Source organism: Phenylobacterium sp., assembly GCF_025934275.1.
Classification (GTDB): domain Bacteria; phylum Pseudomonadota; class Alphaproteobacteria; order Caulobacterales; family Caulobacteraceae; genus Phenylobacterium.
The window spans coordinates 1-20,020 of sequence record NZ_JAICYI010000009.1 but is presented as its reverse complement, the minus strand read 5'-3'; the positions used below and the strand labels follow the sequence as shown (position 1 = coordinate 20,020).

General features: G+C 70.9%; 19 protein-coding genes and 1 tRNA gene. 6 read left to right on the top strand and 14 right to left on the bottom strand.

Features of this window, described 5'->3' with window-relative positions; all coding sequences use genetic code 11:
• Positions 1-2: 2 nt before the first annotated feature.
• The 5 genes from Q0W60_RS03900 to Q0W60_RS03880 all read right to left on the bottom strand — a co-directional run bounded on the left by Q0W60_RS03900 (position 3) and on the right by Q0W60_RS03880 (position 5,267).
• Entirely contained in the window at positions 3-878 is an 876-nt protein-coding gene (locus tag Q0W60_RS03900; protein WP_297692762.1) for an ABC transporter ATP-binding protein, read from the bottom strand.
• Positions 879-965: 87 nt separating this feature from the next.
• Positions 966-1,499 (bottom strand): hypothetical protein, encoded by a 534-nt coding sequence (locus tag Q0W60_RS03895; protein WP_297692760.1) that lies wholly within the window; start codon positions 1,497-1,499, stop codon positions 966-968.
• A gap of 31 nt (positions 1,500-1,530) precedes the next feature.
• Positions 1,531-2,355, bottom strand: a complete 825-nt coding sequence (gene map / locus Q0W60_RS03890; RefSeq protein WP_297692758.1) for a type I methionyl aminopeptidase — start codon at positions 2,353-2,355, stop codon at positions 1,531-1,533.
• 69 nt (positions 2,356-2,424) lie between these two features.
• Entirely contained in the window at positions 2,425-3,165 is a 741-nt protein-coding gene (gene sfsA, locus Q0W60_RS03885; RefSeq protein ID WP_297692756.1) for a DNA/RNA nuclease SfsA, read from the bottom strand.
• 50 nt (positions 3,166-3,215) lie between these two features.
• A complete protein-coding gene (locus tag Q0W60_RS03880) occupies positions 3,216-5,267 on the bottom strand; it encodes a M13 family metallopeptidase (protein WP_297692754.1) in 2,052 nt (683 codons plus the stop codon).
• A gap of 167 nt (positions 5,268-5,434) precedes the next feature.
• Here Q0W60_RS03880 and Q0W60_RS03875 point away from each other — a divergent pair, with 167 nt between their 5' ends.
• The 3 genes from Q0W60_RS03875 to Q0W60_RS03865 all read left to right on the top strand — a co-directional run bounded on the left by Q0W60_RS03875 (position 5,435) and on the right by Q0W60_RS03865 (position 9,834).
• On the top strand, positions 5,435-6,202 hold the full coding sequence (locus Q0W60_RS03875) for a molybdopterin-binding protein (RefSeq protein WP_297692752.1): 768 nt from the start codon (positions 5,435-5,437) through the stop codon (positions 6,200-6,202).
• Between the two features lie 164 nt (positions 6,203-6,366).
• Entirely contained in the window at positions 6,367-7,623 is a 1,257-nt protein-coding gene (locus Q0W60_RS03870; RefSeq protein ID WP_297692750.1) for a TetR family transcriptional regulator, read from the top strand.
• Between the two features lie 12 nt (positions 7,624-7,635).
• Entirely contained in the window at positions 7,636-9,834 is a 2,199-nt protein-coding gene (locus Q0W60_RS03865; protein ID WP_297692748.1) for a CoA transferase, read from the top strand.
• On the opposite strand, the gene Q0W60_RS03860 is transcribed toward Q0W60_RS03865, so the two are convergent.
• Both Q0W60_RS03860 and Q0W60_RS03855 read right to left on the bottom strand, forming a co-directional pair.
• Positions 9,831-10,889: an amidohydrolase family protein gene (locus tag Q0W60_RS03860; protein WP_297692746.1), complete on the bottom strand. Its 1,059-nt coding sequence runs from the start codon at positions 10,887-10,889 to the stop codon at positions 9,831-9,833. The genes Q0W60_RS03865 and Q0W60_RS03860 overlap by 4 nt on opposite strands.
• A 7-nt stretch (positions 10,890-10,896) precedes the next feature.
• Positions 10,897-11,718, bottom strand: a complete 822-nt coding sequence (locus tag Q0W60_RS03855; RefSeq protein ID WP_297692744.1) for an enoyl-CoA hydratase — start codon at positions 11,716-11,718, stop codon at positions 10,897-10,899.
• Positions 11,719-11,803: 85 nt separating this feature from the next.
• Here Q0W60_RS03855 and Q0W60_RS03850 point away from each other — a divergent pair, with 85 nt between their 5' ends.
• Entirely contained in the window at positions 11,804-12,556 is a 753-nt protein-coding gene (locus Q0W60_RS03850; protein WP_297692742.1) for a VOC family protein, read from the top strand.
• On the opposite strand, the gene Q0W60_RS03845 is transcribed toward Q0W60_RS03850, so the two are convergent.
• Complete coding sequence (locus tag Q0W60_RS03845) at positions 12,553-14,079, bottom strand: FAD-dependent oxidoreductase (protein WP_297692740.1); 1,527 nt, start codon at positions 14,077-14,079, stop codon at positions 12,553-12,555. The genes Q0W60_RS03850 and Q0W60_RS03845 overlap by 4 nt on opposite strands.
• A gap of 130 nt (positions 14,080-14,209) precedes the next feature.
• On the opposite strand from Q0W60_RS03845, the gene Q0W60_RS03840 reads away from it, so the two are divergent.
• Positions 14,210-14,295 (top strand) — tRNA-Leu (locus Q0W60_RS03840).
• On the opposite strand, the gene Q0W60_RS03835 is transcribed toward Q0W60_RS03840, so the two are convergent.
• Both Q0W60_RS03835 and Q0W60_RS03830 read right to left on the bottom strand, forming a co-directional pair.
• Positions 14,274-14,714, bottom strand: coding sequence for a DUF4345 family protein (locus tag Q0W60_RS03835; protein WP_297692738.1), 441 nt, complete (start codon positions 14,712-14,714; stop codon positions 14,274-14,276). The genes Q0W60_RS03840 and Q0W60_RS03835 overlap by 22 nt on opposite strands.
• 2 nt (positions 14,715-14,716) lie before the next feature.
• Complete coding sequence (locus Q0W60_RS03830) at positions 14,717-15,088, bottom strand: VOC family protein (protein ID WP_297692736.1); 372 nt, start codon at positions 15,086-15,088, stop codon at positions 14,717-14,719.
• Positions 15,089-15,207: 119 nt separating this feature from the next.
• Between Q0W60_RS03830 and Q0W60_RS03825 the strand changes: the two genes are divergently transcribed.
• Positions 15,208-15,720, top strand: a complete 513-nt coding sequence (locus tag Q0W60_RS03825; protein WP_297692734.1) for a TetR/AcrR family transcriptional regulator — start codon at positions 15,208-15,210, stop codon at positions 15,718-15,720.
• Here the strand turns inward: Q0W60_RS03825 and Q0W60_RS03820 are convergent.
• From Q0W60_RS03820 to Q0W60_RS03805, 4 genes are all read right to left on the bottom strand, one after another.
• Positions 15,653-16,264: a cytochrome b/b6 domain-containing protein gene (locus tag Q0W60_RS03820; RefSeq protein ID WP_297692732.1), complete on the bottom strand. Its 612-nt coding sequence runs from the start codon at positions 16,262-16,264 to the stop codon at positions 15,653-15,655. The two genes, Q0W60_RS03825 and Q0W60_RS03820, sit on opposite strands and share 68 nt — an antisense overlap.
• 173 nt (positions 16,265-16,437) lie before the next feature.
• Complete coding sequence (locus tag Q0W60_RS03815; RefSeq protein WP_297692730.1) at positions 16,438-16,875, bottom strand: CBS domain-containing protein; 438 nt, start codon at positions 16,873-16,875, stop codon at positions 16,438-16,440.
• An 84-nt stretch (positions 16,876-16,959) separates the two neighbouring features.
• Complete coding sequence (locus Q0W60_RS03810; protein ID WP_297692728.1) at positions 16,960-18,966, bottom strand: protein-L-isoaspartate(D-aspartate) O-methyltransferase; 2,007 nt, start codon at positions 18,964-18,966, stop codon at positions 16,960-16,962.
• A gap of 126 nt (positions 18,967-19,092) precedes the next feature.
• Positions 19,093-19,776 (bottom strand): superoxide dismutase, encoded by a 684-nt coding sequence (locus tag Q0W60_RS03805; RefSeq protein ID WP_297692726.1) that lies wholly within the window; start codon positions 19,774-19,776, stop codon positions 19,093-19,095.
• Positions 19,777-20,020 lie beyond the last annotated feature (244 nt).

Below are 20,020 nucleotides of genomic sequence, written 5' to 3'. Positions count from 1 at the left end.
TCTCAGGCCGCCTGGCGGGCGGCAAGGGTGGAGAAGTAGACGTCCTCCAGCCCGCCGGAGACGGCGGTGAAGCCCGCTCCCGGGGAGGCGTCGGCGAGCACGTGGACCACGGTGCGGCCGGCGAACAGCCGTGTGGAGATCACCCGATGGGCGGCGCGCATGGGGTCCAGCTCCGCCTTGTCGATGGTCTTGGTCCAGATGCGGCCGCGCAGGGATTCGATCAGCTCGGCGGGGGAGCCCTCGCGCACGATCCTGCCGTCGGCGATGATCGCCATCCTCGGGCAGAGGTCGGAGACGTCCTCGACGATGTGGGTCGAAAGGATGACCACGACGTTCTCGCCGATCTCCGCGAGCAGGTTCAGGAACCGGTTGCGTTCCTCCGGGTCGAGACCCGCCGTGGGTTCGTCGACGATGATCAGGCTGGGGCGGCCGATCAGCGCCTGGGCGATGCCGAACCGCTGGCGCATGCCGCCCGAGTAGCCCGCGACGGCCTTCTTGCGGACGCTCCAGAGGTTCACCTGCTGCAGCAGCGACTCGACGGTTTCCTTCCGTTCGCCGCGCGAGGCGACCCCCTTAAGCACCGCCATGTGGTCGAGCAGGTCGTACGCCGACACCCGCGGATAGACGCCGAAGTCCTGCGGCAGGTAGCCCAGCGTGCGGCGAAGCTTCTCGGGCTCGGCGATCACGTCGATGTCGCCGAAGCGGATCTGTCCCGAGGTGGGGGTCTGCAGGGTGGCCACGGCGCGCATCAGGGTGGATTTGCCGGCGCCGTTGGGGCCGAGCAGGCCGAACATCCCGGCCCCGATCTCCAGGGTCACGTTGTCGAGCGCGCGCGTGCCGTTGGCATAGACGTGCGTCAGGTCGCGAATTGAAAGCATCGGCCGTCCCACTCCAGGTTGCGGAGAGGTGAGCCGTTTCCGGCGACGCTGGCAAGTGAGGAAAACGTAACCAGCGCTGAGAAGGCCCTAGCTGGTCTCGCCGGCGGGCCGGCCGGGCGCCTTGGCCGAGATCCAGGTCACCAGGTCCCAGGCGTTGCGGATGGCGATCAGCAGCACCGCCATCAGGCTGACGGCCACGCCCCGCGCGGTCCAGTCGGGCCGGAGCCAGATCGCCGCCGTCGCGGCCGCGAGCAGGGCGTGGGCCCCGAGCGGCATCGCGCCATAGCACCAGATGTCCGTCCAATGCGCCGCCCGAAGCGTGCGGTTCACCCCGATATGGAAGATCACCCAGCCCGAAGCGAAGACGCCGATGGCCGCGGCGAGCGCCAGGAGAGCGCCGTTCTCCGCTCGCGTGAGGCCGGGGGCCGCCGCCACGCCGCTCACCGCCAGCACGACGGCGAGGTTGACCACGATCGGGGTCATGAAGATCGAGGCGCCGCGGAGCGCGCTGTCGGCGTCCTGCGCGCCCTTGGTCAGGGTGGCGACGATGAACAGCAGGCCGATCAGCCCGCCGGCCGCGCCGCCGGTCAGCAGGTAGAAGCTGTCCCAGTGCTCGAACATGCGTCCCCTCGCGGACGGCGAGGGCGCGAGCTTACGCTGACTGCAGCGGCGGCTTGAAGAGGCCTGCGGGCGAGACGGTGAAGACCTCGTAGGCCGCCTCCGTCACGCCCACCGAGTGTTCGCATTGCGCCGACAGCGACTTGTCGCGGGTGACCGCGGTCCAGCCGTCGGCCAGCAGCTTCACCGGATGCTTGCCCAGGTTCACCATCGGCTCGATGGTGAAGAACATGCCGGGCTTCAGCACCTCGCCGGTTCCCCGCTGGCCGAAGTGCAGGATGTTGGGGGCGTCGTGGAACACCCGCCCGACCCCATGGCCGCAGAAGTCGCGCACCACCGAGCAGCGCATGCTCTCGACGTAGGATTGGATGGCGTGACCGATGTCGCCGGTCGTGGCGCCGGGCTTCACCGCAGCCAGGCCGCGCTCGAGCGCCTCATAGGTGACCTCGACCAGCCGCTTGGCGCGCGGCGCGATCTGGCCGACGCCGTACATGCGCGAGGTGTCGCCGTGCCATCCGTCGACGATCACCGTGACGTCGATGTTGGCGATGTCGCCTTCGCGCAAGCTCCGCTCGCCCGGGATGCCGTGGCAGACGATGTGGTTGGGGCTGATGCAGAGCGTCTTGGTGTAGCCGCGGTAGCCGAGGCAGGCGGGCAGCGCGCCGTGGTCCAGGATGAACTCCCGCGCCATGCGGTCCAGATCGTCGGTGACGGCGCCTGGAACCACGTGCGGGACCAGCATGTCGAGGCACTCGGCCGCCAGGCGGCCCGCGCGCCGCATGCCCTCGAAGTCCTCGGGCTTGTGGACCTTGATGCGGCCGGTGCGGTGCTCGGCGTCGAGGATGTCGGTGGAAGCCATGACCTGCTCCGCGGGTCCGCGCCGGCCCGCTCCTGGTGAGAGCCTATGTGACAACGGTTGCCCGAGAGTTCAACGCCGCAGGCCCGCGCCCGGGTCGATCCATGGCAGTGGCCGGGCGATGCGCACCCGCTCGGGCGTGATTTCGCAGCCGTAGACCAGGACCTCCACCCCGCGAGCCGCGACATCGGCCAGCGCGGCGGCGAAGGCGGCATCGCAGTCGGCGGCCGCGGCGAACGCCTCGCAGTCGGTCCGTTGCACGACGAACAGCACCACCGCCCGCTCGCCGGCCTCGGCCCGGGCAACAAGCTCCCGCAGGTGCCTGGTGGAGCGCGCCGCCACACAGTCCGGGAACTCCGCCAGCGCGCCCTGCCGGCGCAGATGGACGTTCTTGACCTCCAGCCAGCAGGCGGACCGCTCGGGATCGGTGAGCAGGAAGTCGACCCGAGAGTTGGTCCCGTAACGCACCTCGCGCCGGTGATTGGCGTAGCCGGCGAGCTCCGGGATCGCAGCCGCCGCCAGCGCCTCTGCGACCAGCCGGTTGGGATGCAGGGTGTTCAAGCCACAGGTTACAAAACCGCCCGAAATCTCGTTCGGAACCTCCACCAGTTCCCATGTGTAGGGCAGCTTGCGCTTCGGATCGGGTGACTTGGACAGCCAGCATGTCAGTCCGGGCATGTTCAGCCCGATCATCGCGCCGGGGTTGGGGCAGTGGGCCGTGACCACCTCGCCGCCGTCCAGCTCCACGTCGGCCAGGAAGCGCTTGTAGCGGCGGAGCAGGCGGCCGGGCAGCAGCGGCGAAGGGAAGTCCATGCGCCGATTAGCGGCTCACCGAGGCGCTCCGCAACGTCGCGGCGAGCGGCTCACCAGATCCGCACGCGCTGATCGGGCGCCAGGTAGAGCTTGTCTCCAGGCTTCACGTCGAACGCCGCGTACCAGGCGTCGACGTTGCGCACGGTGTCGGCGCGGTAGGGATCGGCGCCGTGCGGGTCGGTGGCGAGCACCTGGCGCAGGAAGTTCTCGCGATAGATCCAGCGGTGCGCCTGGGCGTAGGCGATGAAGAACCTCTGGTCCCCGGTCAGTCCGTCGATCACCGGGGCGGTCCGGCCCTTGAGCGAAGCGTGGTAGGCGTCGAGCGCCGCCACCAGCCCCCCGAGATCGCCGGTGTTCTCGCCCAGCGTCAGGCGGCCATTCTCGTGCACGCCGGCCAGCGGCTCGTAGGCGCTGAACTGGTCGGCGAGGGCGGTGGTGGAGGCTTTGAACGCCGCGGCGTCGGCGGGCGTCCACCAGGTGATCAGCCGCCCGCGCTCATCGAGCTTGGCCCCCTGGTCGTCGAAACTGTGGCTGATCTCATGGCCGATGGTCGAGCCGATGCCGCCATAGTTCACGGCGGGGTCGGCCGCGGGATCGAAGTATGGCGGCGCCAGATAGCCGGCCGGGAAGGCCAGCTTCAGGAGGTTGCCGTAGTTGAAGGCGTTGACGGTCTGCGGCTCGGTCGTGAAGCCCCACGCCGAGCGGTCCACCGGGTGCTTCAGCTTGCCGAACTGGTAGGCCTGCTCGAAGGCGCCCGACCGGCTCACGTCGCCGTACAGGTCCCCCGGCAGGATCTGCAGTCCGGCGTAGCTGCGCCACTTGTCCGGATAGCCCACCTCCACCTTCAAGGCGGCGAGCTTGGCCATGGCCCGCAGCTTGGTCTCCGGCGCCATCCAGGTGAGCCGGTCGATCCGGTGGGCGAACGCCGTCTTGATCTCGCCGATCATGGCCTCGATCTGGGCCTTGGCCTGCGGCGGGAAATAGCGGCGGACATACTCCCGGCCGATCGCGTCTCCCATGCAGAGGTTCATCAGGTCGACCGCCCGCTTCCAGCGCGCGCGCAGCTCGGGCACGCCGGACAGCGCCTTGCCGTGGAACTCGAAGTCCGCATCGACGAACGCCTTCGTCAGATAGGGCGCCTCGGCGTTCGCGACGTGGGCGACGAGATAGTCCCGCCAGGTCTGGACGGGAGTGGCCGCGGCCAGCTTGGCGAAGGCGGTCATGGCCGTCGGCTGACCGACGATGATCGGATTGATTCCCGGCACGCCCAACTTCAGGAGGTAGCCGGACCAGTCGAAGCCGGGCGCGCTGGCCGCGAGCCGCGCCTCGGTCATCGGGTTGTACGTCTTGTCGAAATCCCGCAGGTCGGCCCGGGCCCAGTGGCCCTTGGCGAGGTCGGCCTCGAACGCCATCACCCGGTCGGCGCGCGCCTGCGGCTGGCCGAAGCCGGTCAGGGTGAACAGGCGGGCCAGGTAGACTCGGTAGGCCTCGCGCGCGGCCGCCATTTTGGGGTCGGTGGAGAGGTAGTAGTCACGGTCCGGCAGGCCGAGCCCCCCCTGGCTGAGGCCGAAGGTGTTCCGGGTCGGGTCCTTCAGGTCGGCGCCGACGCCCGGTGAGATCGGGAACACCGACTGGGCGCCGATCGCTGCGGTCAGCGGCTGCCGCCGTTCGAAGTCCGCCATGAACCGCGCGATGTCGGCCGGGGTTCTCAGCGCCGCGATGCGCGCCAGGTCCGGGCGCAGCGGCGCGATCCCCTTCGCCTCTATGGCGGCCTCGTCCATGTAGGCGGCGTAGAACGCGCCCATCTTGCGCGCCTCAGGGGTGGCGGCCTTGGCGCCCTCGAGGATGCCCCGCACGCGCGCGGCGCTCTGCTCCCTCAGCCGCGCGGCGTCGCCCCAGTAGGAGCGATCGGGCGGGATCGCCTGGCCCCGCGCCCAGCCGCCGTTCACATAGCCCCAGAAGTCGTCGCCCGGCCGCACGTTGTGGTCGATGTTGCCCGGGTCGATGCCCGTCGTCCCTGCCGCTGGCGCGCTCGCCGCCTTGACGCCCCCGGCCGCCAGCGACATCGCCAGGGCCACCCCGAGCCAGCTCGACCTGCGCATGCATTCCCCCACGAACGATCCTCGGCGTGAGCATGCCGGGCGGGGCCGCGCTTGTCTTCATCATCTTGCAGCCGCGGCGCCATCGGCCGCGTGGCGGTTGCAGAGCATCGGCGTGCGGCGTTACTCGGTCGGGGAGGATCGGGCAGGCGCAGACGAGGCGGTGCGGGATGGCGAGCGGCGCAGCTGAGCGGGTCACGGCCGCAGTGCTGATCATCGGCGACGAGATCCTCTCCGGCCGCACCCAGGACACCAATCTGCGCGACATCGCCCGTTATCTCGGGACGTTCGGCGTCGACCTCGCCGAGGCGCGGGTGGTCCCCGATATCCACGCGGAGATCGTGGCGGCGCTGAACGCCCTTCGCACCCGCTACGACTATGTGGTCACCACCGGCGGCATCGGGCCCACCCACGATGACATCACCGCCGAGGCGGTCGCCGCCGCCTTCGAGGTCGAGCTCGCGGAGCACCCGGAGATTCTGGCCATGATGCAGGCCCGCTGGGGCGGCGAGCTTACGCCGGCCAGGCGGCGGATGGCGCGGGTGCCGGTGGGCGGAAGCCTGGTGAAGAACCCGATCCAGGGGCCGCCCGGCTTCACCATCGGCAACGTGTTCGTGCTGGCGGGCGTGCCGATGGTGATGCGCGGCATGCTCGAGGACGTGGGCCCACGCATGCGGCCGGGCGCAGTCACCATCTCCCGCACGGTGCGCGTCGAGGGATCCGGCGAGGGCGTCATCGCCGCGCCCCTGGAGGCCGTGGCCAAGGCGCACCCCGCCATGTCGCTTGGCAGCTACCCGTTCTACGGCCAGGACGGCTACGGCTCCAACCTGGTGCTCCGGGGCCGCGACGCCGCCGAGGTGGAGGCCACGGTCGTCGAGTTGATCGGCGTCCTGAACGCGGCCGGGATCGCGAACGTGCGCGCGGTCGAGGCGGCGTAGCGGCGGCCCTCGGAGTCCAGACCGTCATTTCAAATCGAGGCGGCGCGGGCCAGCGCGCGGACTCAAGGGATCGCTTGGGGCTTCCGTGAGGGCAGGACCTCGCTCTAGAGTGGACGCGGGGCGTGGCGGCGGCCGCAGCCGGCGGCTTGAAGTGGGGAGGCTCCATGATCGCAGCAGCCGATGGCGAGGCCGCCACCCTGCCGGCGGCTGCGCGGACGCCCACGCGCCGCTACGAGGCTCGGCGCAAGGCGATCCTGGCCTCGGCCGTGGAGGAGCTGAACCGCAAGGGGCTGCGCGGCATGACGCTCGGCGAAGTGGCCGCCAAGCTCGATCTCGTCCCGACGGCCGTCATCTACTATTTCCGCAACAAGGAGGAGCTGGCCGCCGCCTGCTTCCTGCAGGCGATCGCGCGCTTCGAGGCGCTGATCGCGGCGGGCCTGGCGCAGCCCAGGGCGCGCGAGCGGATCGCCGCCTTCGTGGGCGCCTTCTTCGCGTTCAAGCAGGCCTGCGAGGCGGGCGAGGCCGAGCGGATCGCGGTCTTCAACGACATGCGCGCGCTCAATTCGGCGGCGGTGAACGGGACCTATGAAGCCTTGTTCCGCCACGCGCGCGAGCTGCTGGACGACGCCGATCGCGCATCGCTGCCTAGGCTGCACCGGAACGCCCGCACGCACCTCCTGCTGTCGGAGATCTTCTGGGCGGTGGCCTGGCTGAAGGATTTCGAGTTCGCGGACTACGGCCGCGCCGCCGCACGCATGACGGCGATCATCACCGAGGGCTTGGCGGCCCCCGGCCAGCCCTGGCCGCAGCGCCGGCCGCTCGATCTCACCCACGCCGACGACCCGTCCGCGCAGGCGTCCTCCGAGCTGTTCTTGCGGGCCGCCACCGAGCTGATCAACGCCGAGGGCTACCACGGCGCCTCCGTCGAGCGGATCTCCGCCCGGCTGAAGGTCTCGAAGGGCGCGTTCTACCATCACAACGAGACCAAGGACGAGCTGGTCATGGCCTGCTTCCAGCGGGCCTTCGACATCATGTGGCGGGCGATCCGGGCGGCCGAGGCGGCGGGCGGCTCGGCCCTGGAGGTGCTGGTGTCGCTGTCCTCCGCGCTCGTCGAGTACCAGCTCCGCGGGGCCGCGCCGCTCCTGCGCGCTTCGGCCATGACGACGGCGCCGGAGGCGCTGCAGCCGGAGCTGATGGCGAAGTTCGATCGCATCTCGCACCGCTTCGCCGCGATCATCTCCGACGGCATCGGCGACGGCTCGATCCGCCCGATCGACGTCAACGTCGCCGCCCAGATGATCACCGCGATGATCAATGCGGCCGCCGAACTGCATTATTTCGCGCCGGGCCTGACGCCGGAGGCGGCCGCCGACCATTACGTGCGTCCGTTCTTCCAGGGCTTGCTGTCGCCCGCCGACTGAGGAGAGCAGGCCATGGAGCGGCCGCTGGAAGGTTTGCGGATCCTGGAAGCCTCGGGCGAGGTCGCGGTCCGCTACTGCGGTCGCTTGTTCGCCCAGCTCGGGGCGGAGGTGACCACGCTCATCCCCCAGGCCGGCGATGTGCGCCTGGGCTATGCCGGCTCCGCCGGCGAGGCCTACGGCCGCTGGCTCGACGCCGGCAAGCGGCGATCCGACGCGCCGGACGGGGCAGTCGATCTGATCATCGCCGGACAGGATTGGACCGGCATCGCCGCGGCCGAGCCGGTGGCGCGCAGCCTTCCGGAGCCTGCGGTGCGGCTCGCGCTCACCTGGTTCGCGTCCGACGGGCCCTATGCGAGCTGGCGGGCGACGGATGAGATCATCTCGGCCCTGGTCGGCCTCGCCTACGCCTTCGGGCCGCAGGAGGGCCCGCCCGTCCTGGCTCAGGGCCACGGCCCGCAGCTCACCGCAGGCCTCACCGCGTTCAATGCGACGGCGGCGGCCCTGCTGCTGCCGAGGGCCCAGCGGCCCTCGCGCATCGACGTCAACGTCTTCGAGGCGGCGATGTGCTTCACCGAGACCGGGGCGATGAGCGCCCACGTCGAGGGCGTCACCTCGCACCGCTGGGGCGTCAACCGTTTCGCGCCCACCTATCCCTGCACCAGCTATCGCACCGCCGACGGCTGGGTGGGCGTCACGGCGCTGATCCCCGCGCAGTGGCGGGCGCTCACGGTCGGGATGCTCGGGCGGCCCGAGCTCGCCGAGGATCCGCGCTTCGCCACCACGGTCGACCGGCTGCTGCTGGCCGACGAGGTCGACGCGCTGATCGCGCCGGACTTCCTGACCCGGACCACCGCGGAATGGGTGGCGCTTGGCGACAAGGCGCGGGTGCCCACCACGCCGATGCCGCGTCCCGGCGAGCTGCCGCAGATGGCGCACTGGCGCGCGCGGCACACCTTCGCGCGCTTCGACGACAGCGGCGTCGAGGGGCCTTCGCTGCCGTTCCGGATGCGCTTCGACGGCGTCGCGCAGCCCACGCCCCGGGGAGGTCCGGCCGGCCCGCTCAGCGGGCTGAAGGTCATCGACTTCGGGATGGGCTGGGCGGGGCCGATCTGCGGCCGCACCCTCGCCGATCTCGGCGCCGACGTGATCAAGGTCGAGTCCGAGACGCATCCCGACTGGTGGCGCGGATGGGAGCCGGACGAGGGCGGCGATCCGCCGCTCACCGAGCTGCGCCACAACTTCTTCTGCGTGAACGTCAACAAGCGCGGGATCGCGCTGGACCTGACCAGGCCCGACGGGCTCGCGGCCGCCAAGGCGCTCGTCGCCCGCGCCGACGTGACGCTGGAGAACTTCGCGGCCGGCGTGATGGAGAAGCTGGGGCTGGGACAGGCCGAGCAGCGGCGGTTGAAGCCGGGCCTGATCAGCGTCTCGATGCCGGCGTTCGGCAATGGCGGCCCGCTGTCGGGCCTGCGGGCCTACGGCTCGACCGTCGAGCAGGCGTCGGGCCTGCCATACATGAACGGCGAGGCGGACTGGGCGCCCTGCCTGCAGCACGTGGCCTATGGCGATCCCCTGGCCGGGCTCTACGCCGCCGGCTCGATCCTCGCGGCCCTGCACGCGCGCAGCCGGCTGGGCGGCGCGGAGATCGACCTGGCGCAGACCGCCTGCCTGTTCCAATTCGGCGCCGACGCGATCATCGCCGAGCAGCTCTCCGGCGCCCCGGTCCCGCGCACCGGAAACCGTCGCGGCCGCATGTCGCCGGTCTATGTCGCAAGCTGCGACGGCGAGGATGAGTGGGTGGCCCTGGCCGTCGACGGCGAGCATGCCTGGGACGGCCTCTGCCGGGCGCTCGGGCGCGACGACTGGCTGGCGGACCCGCTGCTCGCGCTTGCGCCTCGCCGCGCCGCCCTCGCCGAGGACATCGAGGCGGAGATTGCGGCCTGGGCCGTGCTCAAGACCCCGCAGCAAGCCGCGGCCCTTCTGCAGGGAGAGGGCGTGCCCGCCGCGCCGGTGCAGCGCGCCTCCAACCTGGCGCGCGATCCGCAGCTCCTGGCCGGCGGGTTCTGGGACCACATGGAGCGCCGCTACGTCGGCCGGCACCTGATGGCCAATTCGCCCTGGACCTATGACGCTCGCCGTCCGGCGCTCCGGCGGCCCGCGCCGGTGCTGGGCGAGCACACCGGCGAGGTCGTCGGTCCCATGGAGGTCTAGCCGTCGACCTCGATCGCCAACAGGCGCGCGGCGAGATCGCCCAGCATCGAGGCGCGCTCGGCTTCGGTCAGGCCCGCCGTCTCGCGGATGTGCGCCACGGCCCGGTCGGTCCAGGGGTAGGGGAAGTCGGTGCCCAGCATCAGCCGGTCGGCGCCCACCTCGGCGGCGAGGTGGCGCAGCGCCTCCGGCGTGAAGACGATGGTGTCGTAGTAGAGGTTCTTCAGATAGGCCGTGGGCGGCTTCCTGAGCGGCGTCGTGTAGGTGCCGGGGAACGTGCGGATCCCGGCGTCGGAGCGCGCCGCGTAGGCGGGCAGGTAGCCGCCGCCATGCGCCGCGAGGATCTTCAGGCCCGGGAAGCGGTCGAGCGTCCCCTCGAAGATCAGGTGCGAGAGCGCGATCGTGGTCTCCAGCGGATTGCCGATCACATTCCCCAGCCCGCCGCTGCCGGAGAGCCGCTTGGCGAGCTCAGGCGTCCCCTGCGGATGGATGAAGACCAGGACGCCCAGCGCCTCGGCCTTGGCCCAGAACGGGTCGAACGCCGGATCGGCGAGCTCCTGGCCCTCGACGCTGCCGCCGATCATCGCGCCGCTCAGGCCGAGCTTGCGGACCGCGTGCTCCAGCTGCTCGGCGGCAAGTTCAGGGTGCTGCAGGGCCACGCTCGCGAGCGCGGCGAAGCGGTCGGGGCGGCGCCCGACGACCTCGGCGAGCGCCTCGTTCTGCATCTGCACGACCTCGCGCGCGAGGTCCGGCTCGGCCCGATACCAGAACGGGTTGATCGACAGCACCTGCATGTCGATCCCTTGGGCGTCCATCGCCGCCACCCGGGCGGGGATCTGGTCCTCCTCCACCTTGAGCACCTGCGGCAGTCCCGGATGCGCGTGGGACGGATAGCGGAGGCCCATCAGCGCCATGGCCTGCGGGAAGGCGCAGTGGGCGTGGACGTCGATCACGCGTCGCGGGCCGCCCTCCTGGCGCGCGGCCCTCGGACGGCTGGCGGGCGCCGCGCGCGGGCGCGCCGGCGCGCCGTCGCAGCCGACGAAGGCGATGCCGCTCATCAGGCGCCTAGCGGCCGGCGAACACCGGCTCGCGTTTCTCGACGAACGCGCGCGCGGCCTCCCGATGGTCGGCGGTCTGGCCGCAATGGACGTGGTGCGTGGCCTCCAGGTCCAGGCAATCGTCGACTTCGCCGGCCATGGCGCGGTTGAGGTTCTCCTTCATGTAGCGGTAGGCGACGGTCGGTCCGGCCGCGAGGCGGCCGGCGATCTCGCGCGTCTTGGGCTGCAGCTCGTCGGGCTCCACGACCCAGTTGGCGAGCCCGAGCCGCAGCGCCTCCTCGGCGCTGACCCGTTCGGAGAGGAAGTAGAGCTCGCGCGCCTTCGCCGACCCGACCAGCTGCGTCAGGAAGTAGGTCCCGCCGTAGTCGCCGGAGAAGCCGACCCGGGCGAAGGCGGTGGTCATGATGGCGTTCGAAGCCATGATCCGCAGGTCGCAGGCGAGCGCCAGCGAAAGCCCCGCGCCGGCCGCCGCGCCCGGCAGCGCGGCGATTGTCGGCTTCGGCATGCTGAACAGCTTGCCCGCCGTGGCGCGCTGGTTGACCCGCTGGTTGTGGATCGCCTGGTCGATGGAGACCGGCTGGCCGGAGCCGGTGTTGCGGCTGTCCATGCCCTTCACGTCGCCGCCGGCGCAGAACCCCTTGCCGGCGCCGGTCAGGACGACGACCCTCACCTCGGGCGCGAGCTCGGCCCAGGCGAGCTGGGCGGCCAGCGCGTCGTTCATCGGGCCGCTCATGGCGTTGCGCGCCTCGGGGCGGTTGAGGGTGAGCGTGAGCACGCCGCCGTCGAGGTCGGCGAGCAGGTCGTTGGTCCCGGTGTCGATCTTGCCCATGGCTTGGTTTCCTTGCGGCGTTCCTCCTCTAGAGTGATAGGCCGCAAGCTCGGCCCGTAGAAGGGCTCATGCAGGGGAAGCGGACATGATGCGGCTTCGGCAGATCGCCCTCGTCGGCAGCGATCTCGATGCGATCCGGGCGGACATCGTCGCGGTGCTGGGGCTTGGCGAGGCGTATGCCGATCCCGGCGTCGGCAAGTATGGCTTGCGGAACCAGGTCTGGCCGATCGGCGACACCTTCCTGGAGGTGGTCTCGCCGAAGGAGGCCGGCACCACGGCGGGGCGGCTGCTGGACAAGCGCGGCGGCGACGGCGGCTATATGGCGATCTTCCAGACCGACGATCTCGCCAGGGCGCGCGCGCGGATCGCGGCGCAGGGCGTCCGGGTCGCCGACCAGGCCGACCGCAACGGCGCCTCGTTCACCCACCTGCATCCGAAGGACGTGCCGGGCGCGATCGTCTCCATCGACGCCATGGAGCCGCAGGCGCGGTGGGAGTGGGGCGGGCCGCACTGGCGCGAGCACGTGAAGACCGACGTGGCCGCGGAGATCCGCGGCTGCGAGATCCAGACCGACGATCCGGACGCCGTCTCGCAGAAATGGGCGACCGTGCTCGACCGCCCGCGCGAGAAGGCAGACGGCGGCTGGCGCATCGCCGTCGACGGCGGCGAGATCCGCTTCACGGCGCCCGCCGATGGCCGCGGCGAGGGGCTGGGAACCTTCGATGTCGCGGTGCGCGATCCGGAGGCGGTGCGCGCCCGCGCCAAGGCGCGCGGCTGCACGGACGCCGACGGGAACGTCGTGCTCTGCGGGACGCGGGTCCGGCTGGTCCGGGCCTAGAGCGAGCCTCTTTCCATCGCAAGCTCCGCCCGCAGACTCTCCAGATCGCGGCCGATGGTGACGACGGCCAACGTGCGGCCGCCCTTGCGGTAGTCGACGCGGGCGTCGCCGGCGGTGAGGTCGCCGTCGATGCGGGCTTCGTCCCAGCTCTCGGCGTGGCCGACATAGAGGATCGGCGTGTCGTAGTGCTGGCTCCAGAAGAAGGGCGCGGCGTCGAACGGTTCGCGACGGCCCAGCAGGTTGCGCGCCGCGGTCTGCCCCTGACGCTCGGCGACCACCCAGTGCTCGACGCGGATCCGCTCGCCCGAATGCGGATCCGGCCAGCGGGCGATGTCGCCGGCGGCGAACACGCCCGGCCGGCTGGTCTGCAGGAACTCGTCGACCGCGACGCCGCGGTCGATCGCCAGCCCGGCGCGCTCGGCCAGCGCGATGTTCGGCCTGACGCCGACGCCGATCACCACCAGGTCGGCCGCGATGGTCTCCGCATCGGGCAGCAGGACCTGCAGGTCCTGGATCTCCTGGGCGGTCTTGCCCAGGTGGAAGATCACACCCTTTCCCCCGTGCAGCTTGTGGACGAACGCCCCCACCTCGCGCCCCAGGACGCGCTCCATCGGGACCTTCTCGGGCGCGACGACGTGCACCTCCAGGCCGCGCGTGCGCAGGGAGGCGGCGACCTCGAGGCCGATGAAGCTCGCCCCCAGCACCACCGCGCGCTTGGCCTTCTCGGCGGCCTTGATGATCGCGCGGCTGTCGGCGAGCGTGCGCAGGTAGTGGACGTGCGGCTGGTCCGCGCCCGGCAGCGGCAGTCGGACGGGCTCGGCGCCGGTCGCCAGCAGCAGGGCGTCGTAGCCGAACTTGCCGCCGTCGCGGGTGACCACGGCGCGCTCGCCAAGGCCGAGGTCGGTGACATCCGTGGAAAGGCGCAGCTCGACGCCCAGGTCGGCGTAGAACTCCTCGCTGCGCAGCGGGATCCATTCCTCGGGCGCCGAACCGGCCAGGTAATCCTTGGAGAGGTTCGGCCGGTCATAGGGGACTGAGGCGTCGGCGCTGATCATCGTGATCCGGCCGCCGTAGCCTTCCGCCCGCAGGGTCTCCACCGCCGCCGCGGCCGCCGCGCCTCCGCCGACGATCACGATCGATCGCGGCTCGCCGGGCGCCGGCGCACGGCGCGTGGCGGGCGCGGCCTCGAGCCGGCCCGTCACCTGCACGCGCTCGCCCTGCCGCTCCACGCGCCAGCAACCGACCGGATTGAGCGCCGGCGGCCGGAGCGCCCGGCCCGTCCTCAGGCTGAAGCAGGCGTGATGCCAGGGGCAGCGGACGGTGTCGCCGACCAGCAGGCCCTCGGCCAGCGGTCCGCCATAGTGGGTGCAGCTGGCGTCGATGGCGAAGATCTCCTCGCCCTGCCGCACGATCATGACCGGGTCGTCGCCGACGTGGCCGAGCAGCGGCTGACCCTCGGCGAGTTCGCCGAGATCCACGCCCCGCGCCAGGTCCGGCCCGCTGGTTTGCGCTTGCGCCGCCATGATCTCCCTCTCCGCGTTCCGTTAGACGAGAGGGGGCGCAGCATGTTCCCGCGCGGCCGGGCTTCCAAGGCCCATGTGCGCCGAGGCGGCCCTCGACCCGATGCGCGGCGGCGGATAAGCCTTGGCCGGCGGGGACATGGCGGAACTGGCAGACGCAAGCGACTTAAAATCGCTCGGGCATCGCCCGTCCGGGTTCAAATCCCGGTGTCCCCACCAGCTTTTGCAGCGTTTCGACGCGCGAGCAGAAGCGCGGTCGTGCCGGTGAGAACGGTCACGATGGACTCCGGGGCCAGGAGCTTGGCGGCGTCGCCCACCACCCCGTCGTTTGCGGCGCTCGCGAGCCGGATCGCGAGCACGACGCCCGTTACGCCGGCTGCGAGCTTGAGGCCCGCCAGGGTCCGTGCGGGCGAGGCGGCGCAGTAGAGCAGGGCCGCAGCGACGCCCAGCGGGAAGCCGCCGACCCCCGCCCTGAGGTTGGTGCGCGCCACGGCTGCCGCGAACCGGTAGCCGGACTCGGCGCCCGCCGCTTCGGGGTCCAGGACGAATTTCGAGCCGATCAGCACATAGAGGAGACCGGCCGCCAGCAGCATCAGGCGGGCCATCCAGCCGGCGCGGTCTTGAGCCGTGGCGCGCATCCTCAGTCCGCCGGCGCGAACATGTTGATGAGGTTGCCGTCGGGGTCGCGGAACACGATCACTCGGTTGCCCCAGGGCATGACCGTCGGCGCCATGACCCAATCGGCGACGATGGGCCTCAGGCGCTCGTACTCTGCGTCTACGTCGGCCACCTCGAAGTCGAGGATGGCCGAGCGGTTCTGGGCCGGGGCGACCACGCCCTCGCCGTACACACGCCCGGCCTGGCCTCCGGCGATGGCGAGTCCCTGCGCGGGACTGGCGAACTCGACGTAGGCATCCGTGGCCACGCCCTTAGAGGCGCCGGTCACGGCCTCGTAAAACGCCGTCAGCCGCGGTACATCGGACGTCACGAGCCGGGTCTGCTGCAGTCGCATGACATGCCTCCTGGTTGATATACGATACGGTATCGTATCGTTATTGGAGCCGTCAATCCTTGGCGATCGACAATCCGAACCGCGTTGACGAAAGAGTGCGCCGCTCCAAGCAGGCCGTTATGGCGGCGACTTTCGGCCTGCTGACCGAAGCTGGCCTGGGCGGGGTGAGCGTCGATGAGGTCTCGCGACGCTCGGGTGTAGCGAAGACCACCATCTATCGCCACTGGCCCACACGCGCGGCCCTGCTGCTCGACGCGTGCTCCCAGCTCACCGCACGGCCCGAGGCGCCCGATACCGGCAGCGTCGCGGGCGATCTGGCCGCGCTCGCGGAATCCATCGCCGACCGACTCACGGGACGCTGGTCGTCCGTCCTGCCCTCCGTGATCGACGCCGCCGAACGCGATCCGGAGCTGGCGGCCCTGCACGCCAGGCTGCACGACGAGATGATGGCCGCCTTCCACGAGGTCGTCGGCCGCGCCCAGGCGAAAGGCGAGCTCCCCAAGGACGTTGCGGCCTCGGACCTGATCGGGGCGATCATGGGGCCCTTGTTCTATCGCCGCTGGTTCAGCCGCGAGCCGCTGACGCGCGAGGCCGCCCGGACGATTGCGGATCGGGCCCTGCGAGGTCTGTAGCCACGCGCGCCCGGCGCCGGCCGAACCACATCCGCCGGATCAGTCCATCCCTGAGGACGAACTGGTGATAGCCCACGGCCGACAAATGCAGGCCGATCACGAGCATCAATCCGCGCGAGATCCAGAAGTGGACCGACCGGATAGGGTAGATCCACAGCGAGGGCGGCAGGCGCCCGCGCCCGCCGTAGATGATGTCGAACAGGCCAGCCTGCAGGGCCATGGTCAGCCCGCTCAGGGTCATCCCGAGAATGAGAAGGTAGAGCAGGGCGTGGGCGAGCGGGCGGATGCGGTCGAAGGCCTCGAGCCCCGCGCTCTGCGGCGCGGGCCGGGCGGTCGTCTGTCGGGTGATGAATCGGCCGGCGAGCAGGACGAGGATGGCGACGCCGCCCGCCATGTGGGCGCGCAAGGCCTCGATCTTCATCGGATCGGTGTTGGCGAGCGGCGCCATCTTGAGCGCGCCGAGCGCCAGGGTGGCGATGACCAGCAACGCCATCAGCCAGTGCAGGCCGACGAGAAGAGGGTGGTAGCGGCGGACCGGGGACACGGGACGGCTCCCATTTTAGGAAACGATACCGTAGCGTGTCATTTGTTCATCGACGCGTCGAGCGGAAGTTTCAGCCGTCTGGCAGAGCTCCCCCGCCGGAGTCGCGGACATCAGGCCGTTTCGGACGCGAACCCGATCCGCTCGTGTGGGCCGGGTCCGCGTCCGTCGGCGAGCTAGTGCGCCGTCTGAGAGTGCTGGCCGCCTTCGCGGGAGATGCCGGACAGCGCTTCGCCCGTGCGCTGCGGCCGCTCGCCCTTCGACAGATCGCCCAGGGAGATGATGCCGACCAGGCGCTTTTCGCGGCTCAGCACCGGCATGCGGCGGATCTGCTGCTCGCCCATCATCTGCAGGGCGTCGTCGGCGTCGTCGTCTTCGAAGCAGTAGCGGATCTCGCCGCTCATCACCTCGCGCACCTTGGCGTCGGGTCCCAGGCCCTTGGCGAGACCGCGGATCGCCATGTCGCGGTCGGTGACCATCCCGGCCAGCCTGTCGTTCTCCTCGACAGGCAGGGCGCCGGTGCCGCAGTCCGACATCATCTTCGCCGCCTCGTGCAGCGACATGTCGGGCCGGGCGAGCTGGACGTCGCGGGTCATGCAGTCAGAGATCTTCATCGATGCCTCCGTCGAGCTGATGGCGTCCCCCGGCGTTCGGCGCCTCAACCGCAGCCCGGCACGGTGGGTTCCTTGCGGCGCGGCTCACAATCCGAAGGGATAGGTGTCCTCCGCGCCAGCGCGCGCCCTGGTGACCAGCGGCGTCACCGCGTGGGTCTCGTCGAACCAGACGTAGGCGTCGAACTGCTGCGGCAGCGAGCAGGCCGCGTAGTGGCTCCAGCGTTCGGTCTCCGGCCGGTAGATCACCCCGATGAACCGCTCGAGCCGGGGGCTGAGCAGGCGGACGCGCAGCGGGTCGTGCACCCCGTCGCGCAGATCGAGGAGGAAGCGGCTGACGCCGGCGTCGTGCGCCATGCGCTCGTAGGAGTCTTCCAGCGACGGGCTCACCCGCCTGACCTGCATCGGCTCGTCCCAGTCCTCGGCGCAGGCCACCGTGCCCGAATGCGTCCCGAAGCCGATCAGGGCGGCGTCGAGCCCGAACCGCTCGCGGCAGAGCTGGCCGATGTTCAGCTCCTCGCGCTCGATCCCCATTTCGGTCTTCGAGGCGTCGCCGATGTGCGAGTTGTGGGCCCAGACCACGGCCCTGGCGTCCGGTCCCTTGGCGTCCAGCAGGCTGCAGAGCGTCTCGAACATGTGCGTGTCACGCAGGTTCCAGCTCTCGGCCGAGCCGTAGTACATGGCCCGGTAATAGGCCTCGGCGTTCTTCACGAGCCGCGCGTTGCCTTCAGCGTCGAGGAAGCGCTCGCCATCGGCGCGGGCATATTCCATCCGGTTTTCAAGCAGTTCCCGCAAGGTCTTGATGACGCCTTCCTCGCAGGCCCGGTAGCCTGACGAGAGCGCCAGCCGGCCGTAGGTTTGCGGCTCCTTGGCCCAGGGCGTCAGGCAGGCGTAGCGCGACCGCGCGATCCTGCCCGCCGCGGGGTCGACCCGGTCGAGGTAGTCCAGGACGGCTCGGATCGAGGCGGAGAGGTTGTAGAGGTCGAGGCCGTAGAACCCGCAGCGGTCCGCCGCGGGGCGGGCCAGGTTCCATTCGCGCAACCCTTCGATGAAGGCCTCGACGTCGGTGTTGCGCCACATCCAGGTCGGGAAGCGGCGGAACGGCGGCTCGTCGTGCCTCGGGGCGGGGACGCCGCGAACATAGCGGTCGATGTGCGCGGCGTCCGGCCAGTCCGCCTCGACGGCGACGATGCGGAAGCCGTGCGTCTCGACCAGGCGTCGCGTGATCGCCGCCCGCGCCCGGTAGAACTCCGAGGTCCCGTGGCTCGCCTCGCCGAGCAGCACGACCTTGGCCTGGGCGAAGCGGTCGATCAGCGCGCCGAACGCCGGATCGTGCAGCTCGGGCAGGGGCTCGGCGGCGGCGCGGATCATCTCCGGAAGCGAGACCGGGCGGGCGGGCTCGCGGAAGCTGCGAGGTTCGGGCATGGGCGGCCGCGCCGGCGTCTCCGAGGCCCAGCCCTCGTCGCCGATCAGCGGCACGAAGACGACCTCGCCCAGGTCCTCCACTGCGAATTGGTCCTCGGAAGTGCGGGTCATCTTGATCAGCCGCTGCCGCCGCGGCTCCGCCCCCACGGGCATCACCAGCCGGCCGCCGATCGCCAGCTGGGCCTGCAAGGCCGCGGGGACGGCCGGTCCGCCGGCCGCCGCCAGGATGGCCTCGAACGGCGCCGCTTCGGGCCAGCCGCGAGTGCCATCGCCGGTCTTCAGGTGCACATTGTGATAGCCCAGCCGGTCGAGGCGGCCCTGGGCGAGCCGGGTGAGCTCCTCGTGCCGCTCGATCGCATAGACGTCCTCGGCGATGCGGCTCATCACGGCGGCGGCGTAGCCGGAGCCCGCGCCCACCTCCAGCACCCGCTCGCCCGGCCGAACGCGGGCCGCCTCGATCATCAGGCCGACGATGAACGGCTGGGATATGGTCTGGTCTGCCTCGATGGGGAGCGGCGAGTCCTCGTAGGCGAACTCCTCCATGCCGCTCGGCACGAAGGCTTCGCGTGGGACCTCGCCCATCGCCTCCAGGACAGAGCTGTCATGGACGCCCCGCGCGGCGACCTGCCGCTCCACCATCCGCTGACGGGCGCGGGCGAAGTCGAGCATCTGAACCGTCTCCGTTCAGTCCCGACCTCTTTAACGCGATCGCGGGAGAGGGCCTTTGCGACGCATCAAATCGACTTCGGCCGATGCATGGTCCCCTCCTCCAGCGAGGAGGAGGGGACCCGCAAGCTACGCCGTCGGCCGTTGCTCGCCCTGATCCCGGCTCGTCCGGCCCTCGCCATCCACGGCCGCGGGATAGCGGTAGCCCTGGCCCTGGCCGTTCGCGGCGGCCAGCTGGCGTTCGGCGAACGCCCAGTTGGCGATCTCGCCCACCCAGCCGTTCAGGAATCCCGCACGGTCGTTCTTGTAGTCCAGGTAGTAGGCGTGCTCCCAGAGGTCGCAGACCAGCAGCGGGAACAGGCCGTCGCGCACGAGGATGTCGTCGGCGTCGTGGGTGGAGACCACCTTCAGCCCCTCCGAGCCGGTGACCAGCCACACCCAGCCCGAGGCGAAGTGGCTCGCCCCGGCCTCCACGAACGCCTTCTTGAACGCCTCCAGGCCGCCGAACGCCTGGTCGAGCGCCGAGGCGAGGCCGCCCGAGGGGCGCGCCTTCTGCGGGGTCATGCAGTTCCAGAAGAAGGCGTGGTTCCAGGCCTGGGCCGCGTTGTTGAACAGGCCCTGGTCGCCGCGCCGCTTGGCTTCGCGGACCACGTCTTCCAGCGAGCGTCCCTCCAGCCCGGCCTTCTGCGCCAGGGTGTTGGTTTTCTCCACGTAGGCCTTGTGGTGCTTGTCGTGGTGGACGCGCAGCGTCTCCGCCGACAGGGTCGGCGAGAGCGCGTCGTAGCCATAGGGAAGCTCGGGAAGGATGAACATCGCTGGACCTCATTTACTGATGACAGCGGTTGCTGTCGGCCCCCGCCCACGCCCTTGCAACCGGCGGCCCTGAGCGCCTGTTCCGGGCGACGTCGTCGATTGCGCGGCGCTACTGCGCCGCCTGCTCCTGGGCGTAGCCCAACAGCTCGTTCAGCCGCTCCAGGAGCACGATGGCGCTCTCCGGGATCACCGTGCCGGGCGTGAAGATGGCGGCGACGCCCATGTCCTGCAGCGCCTTGAAGTC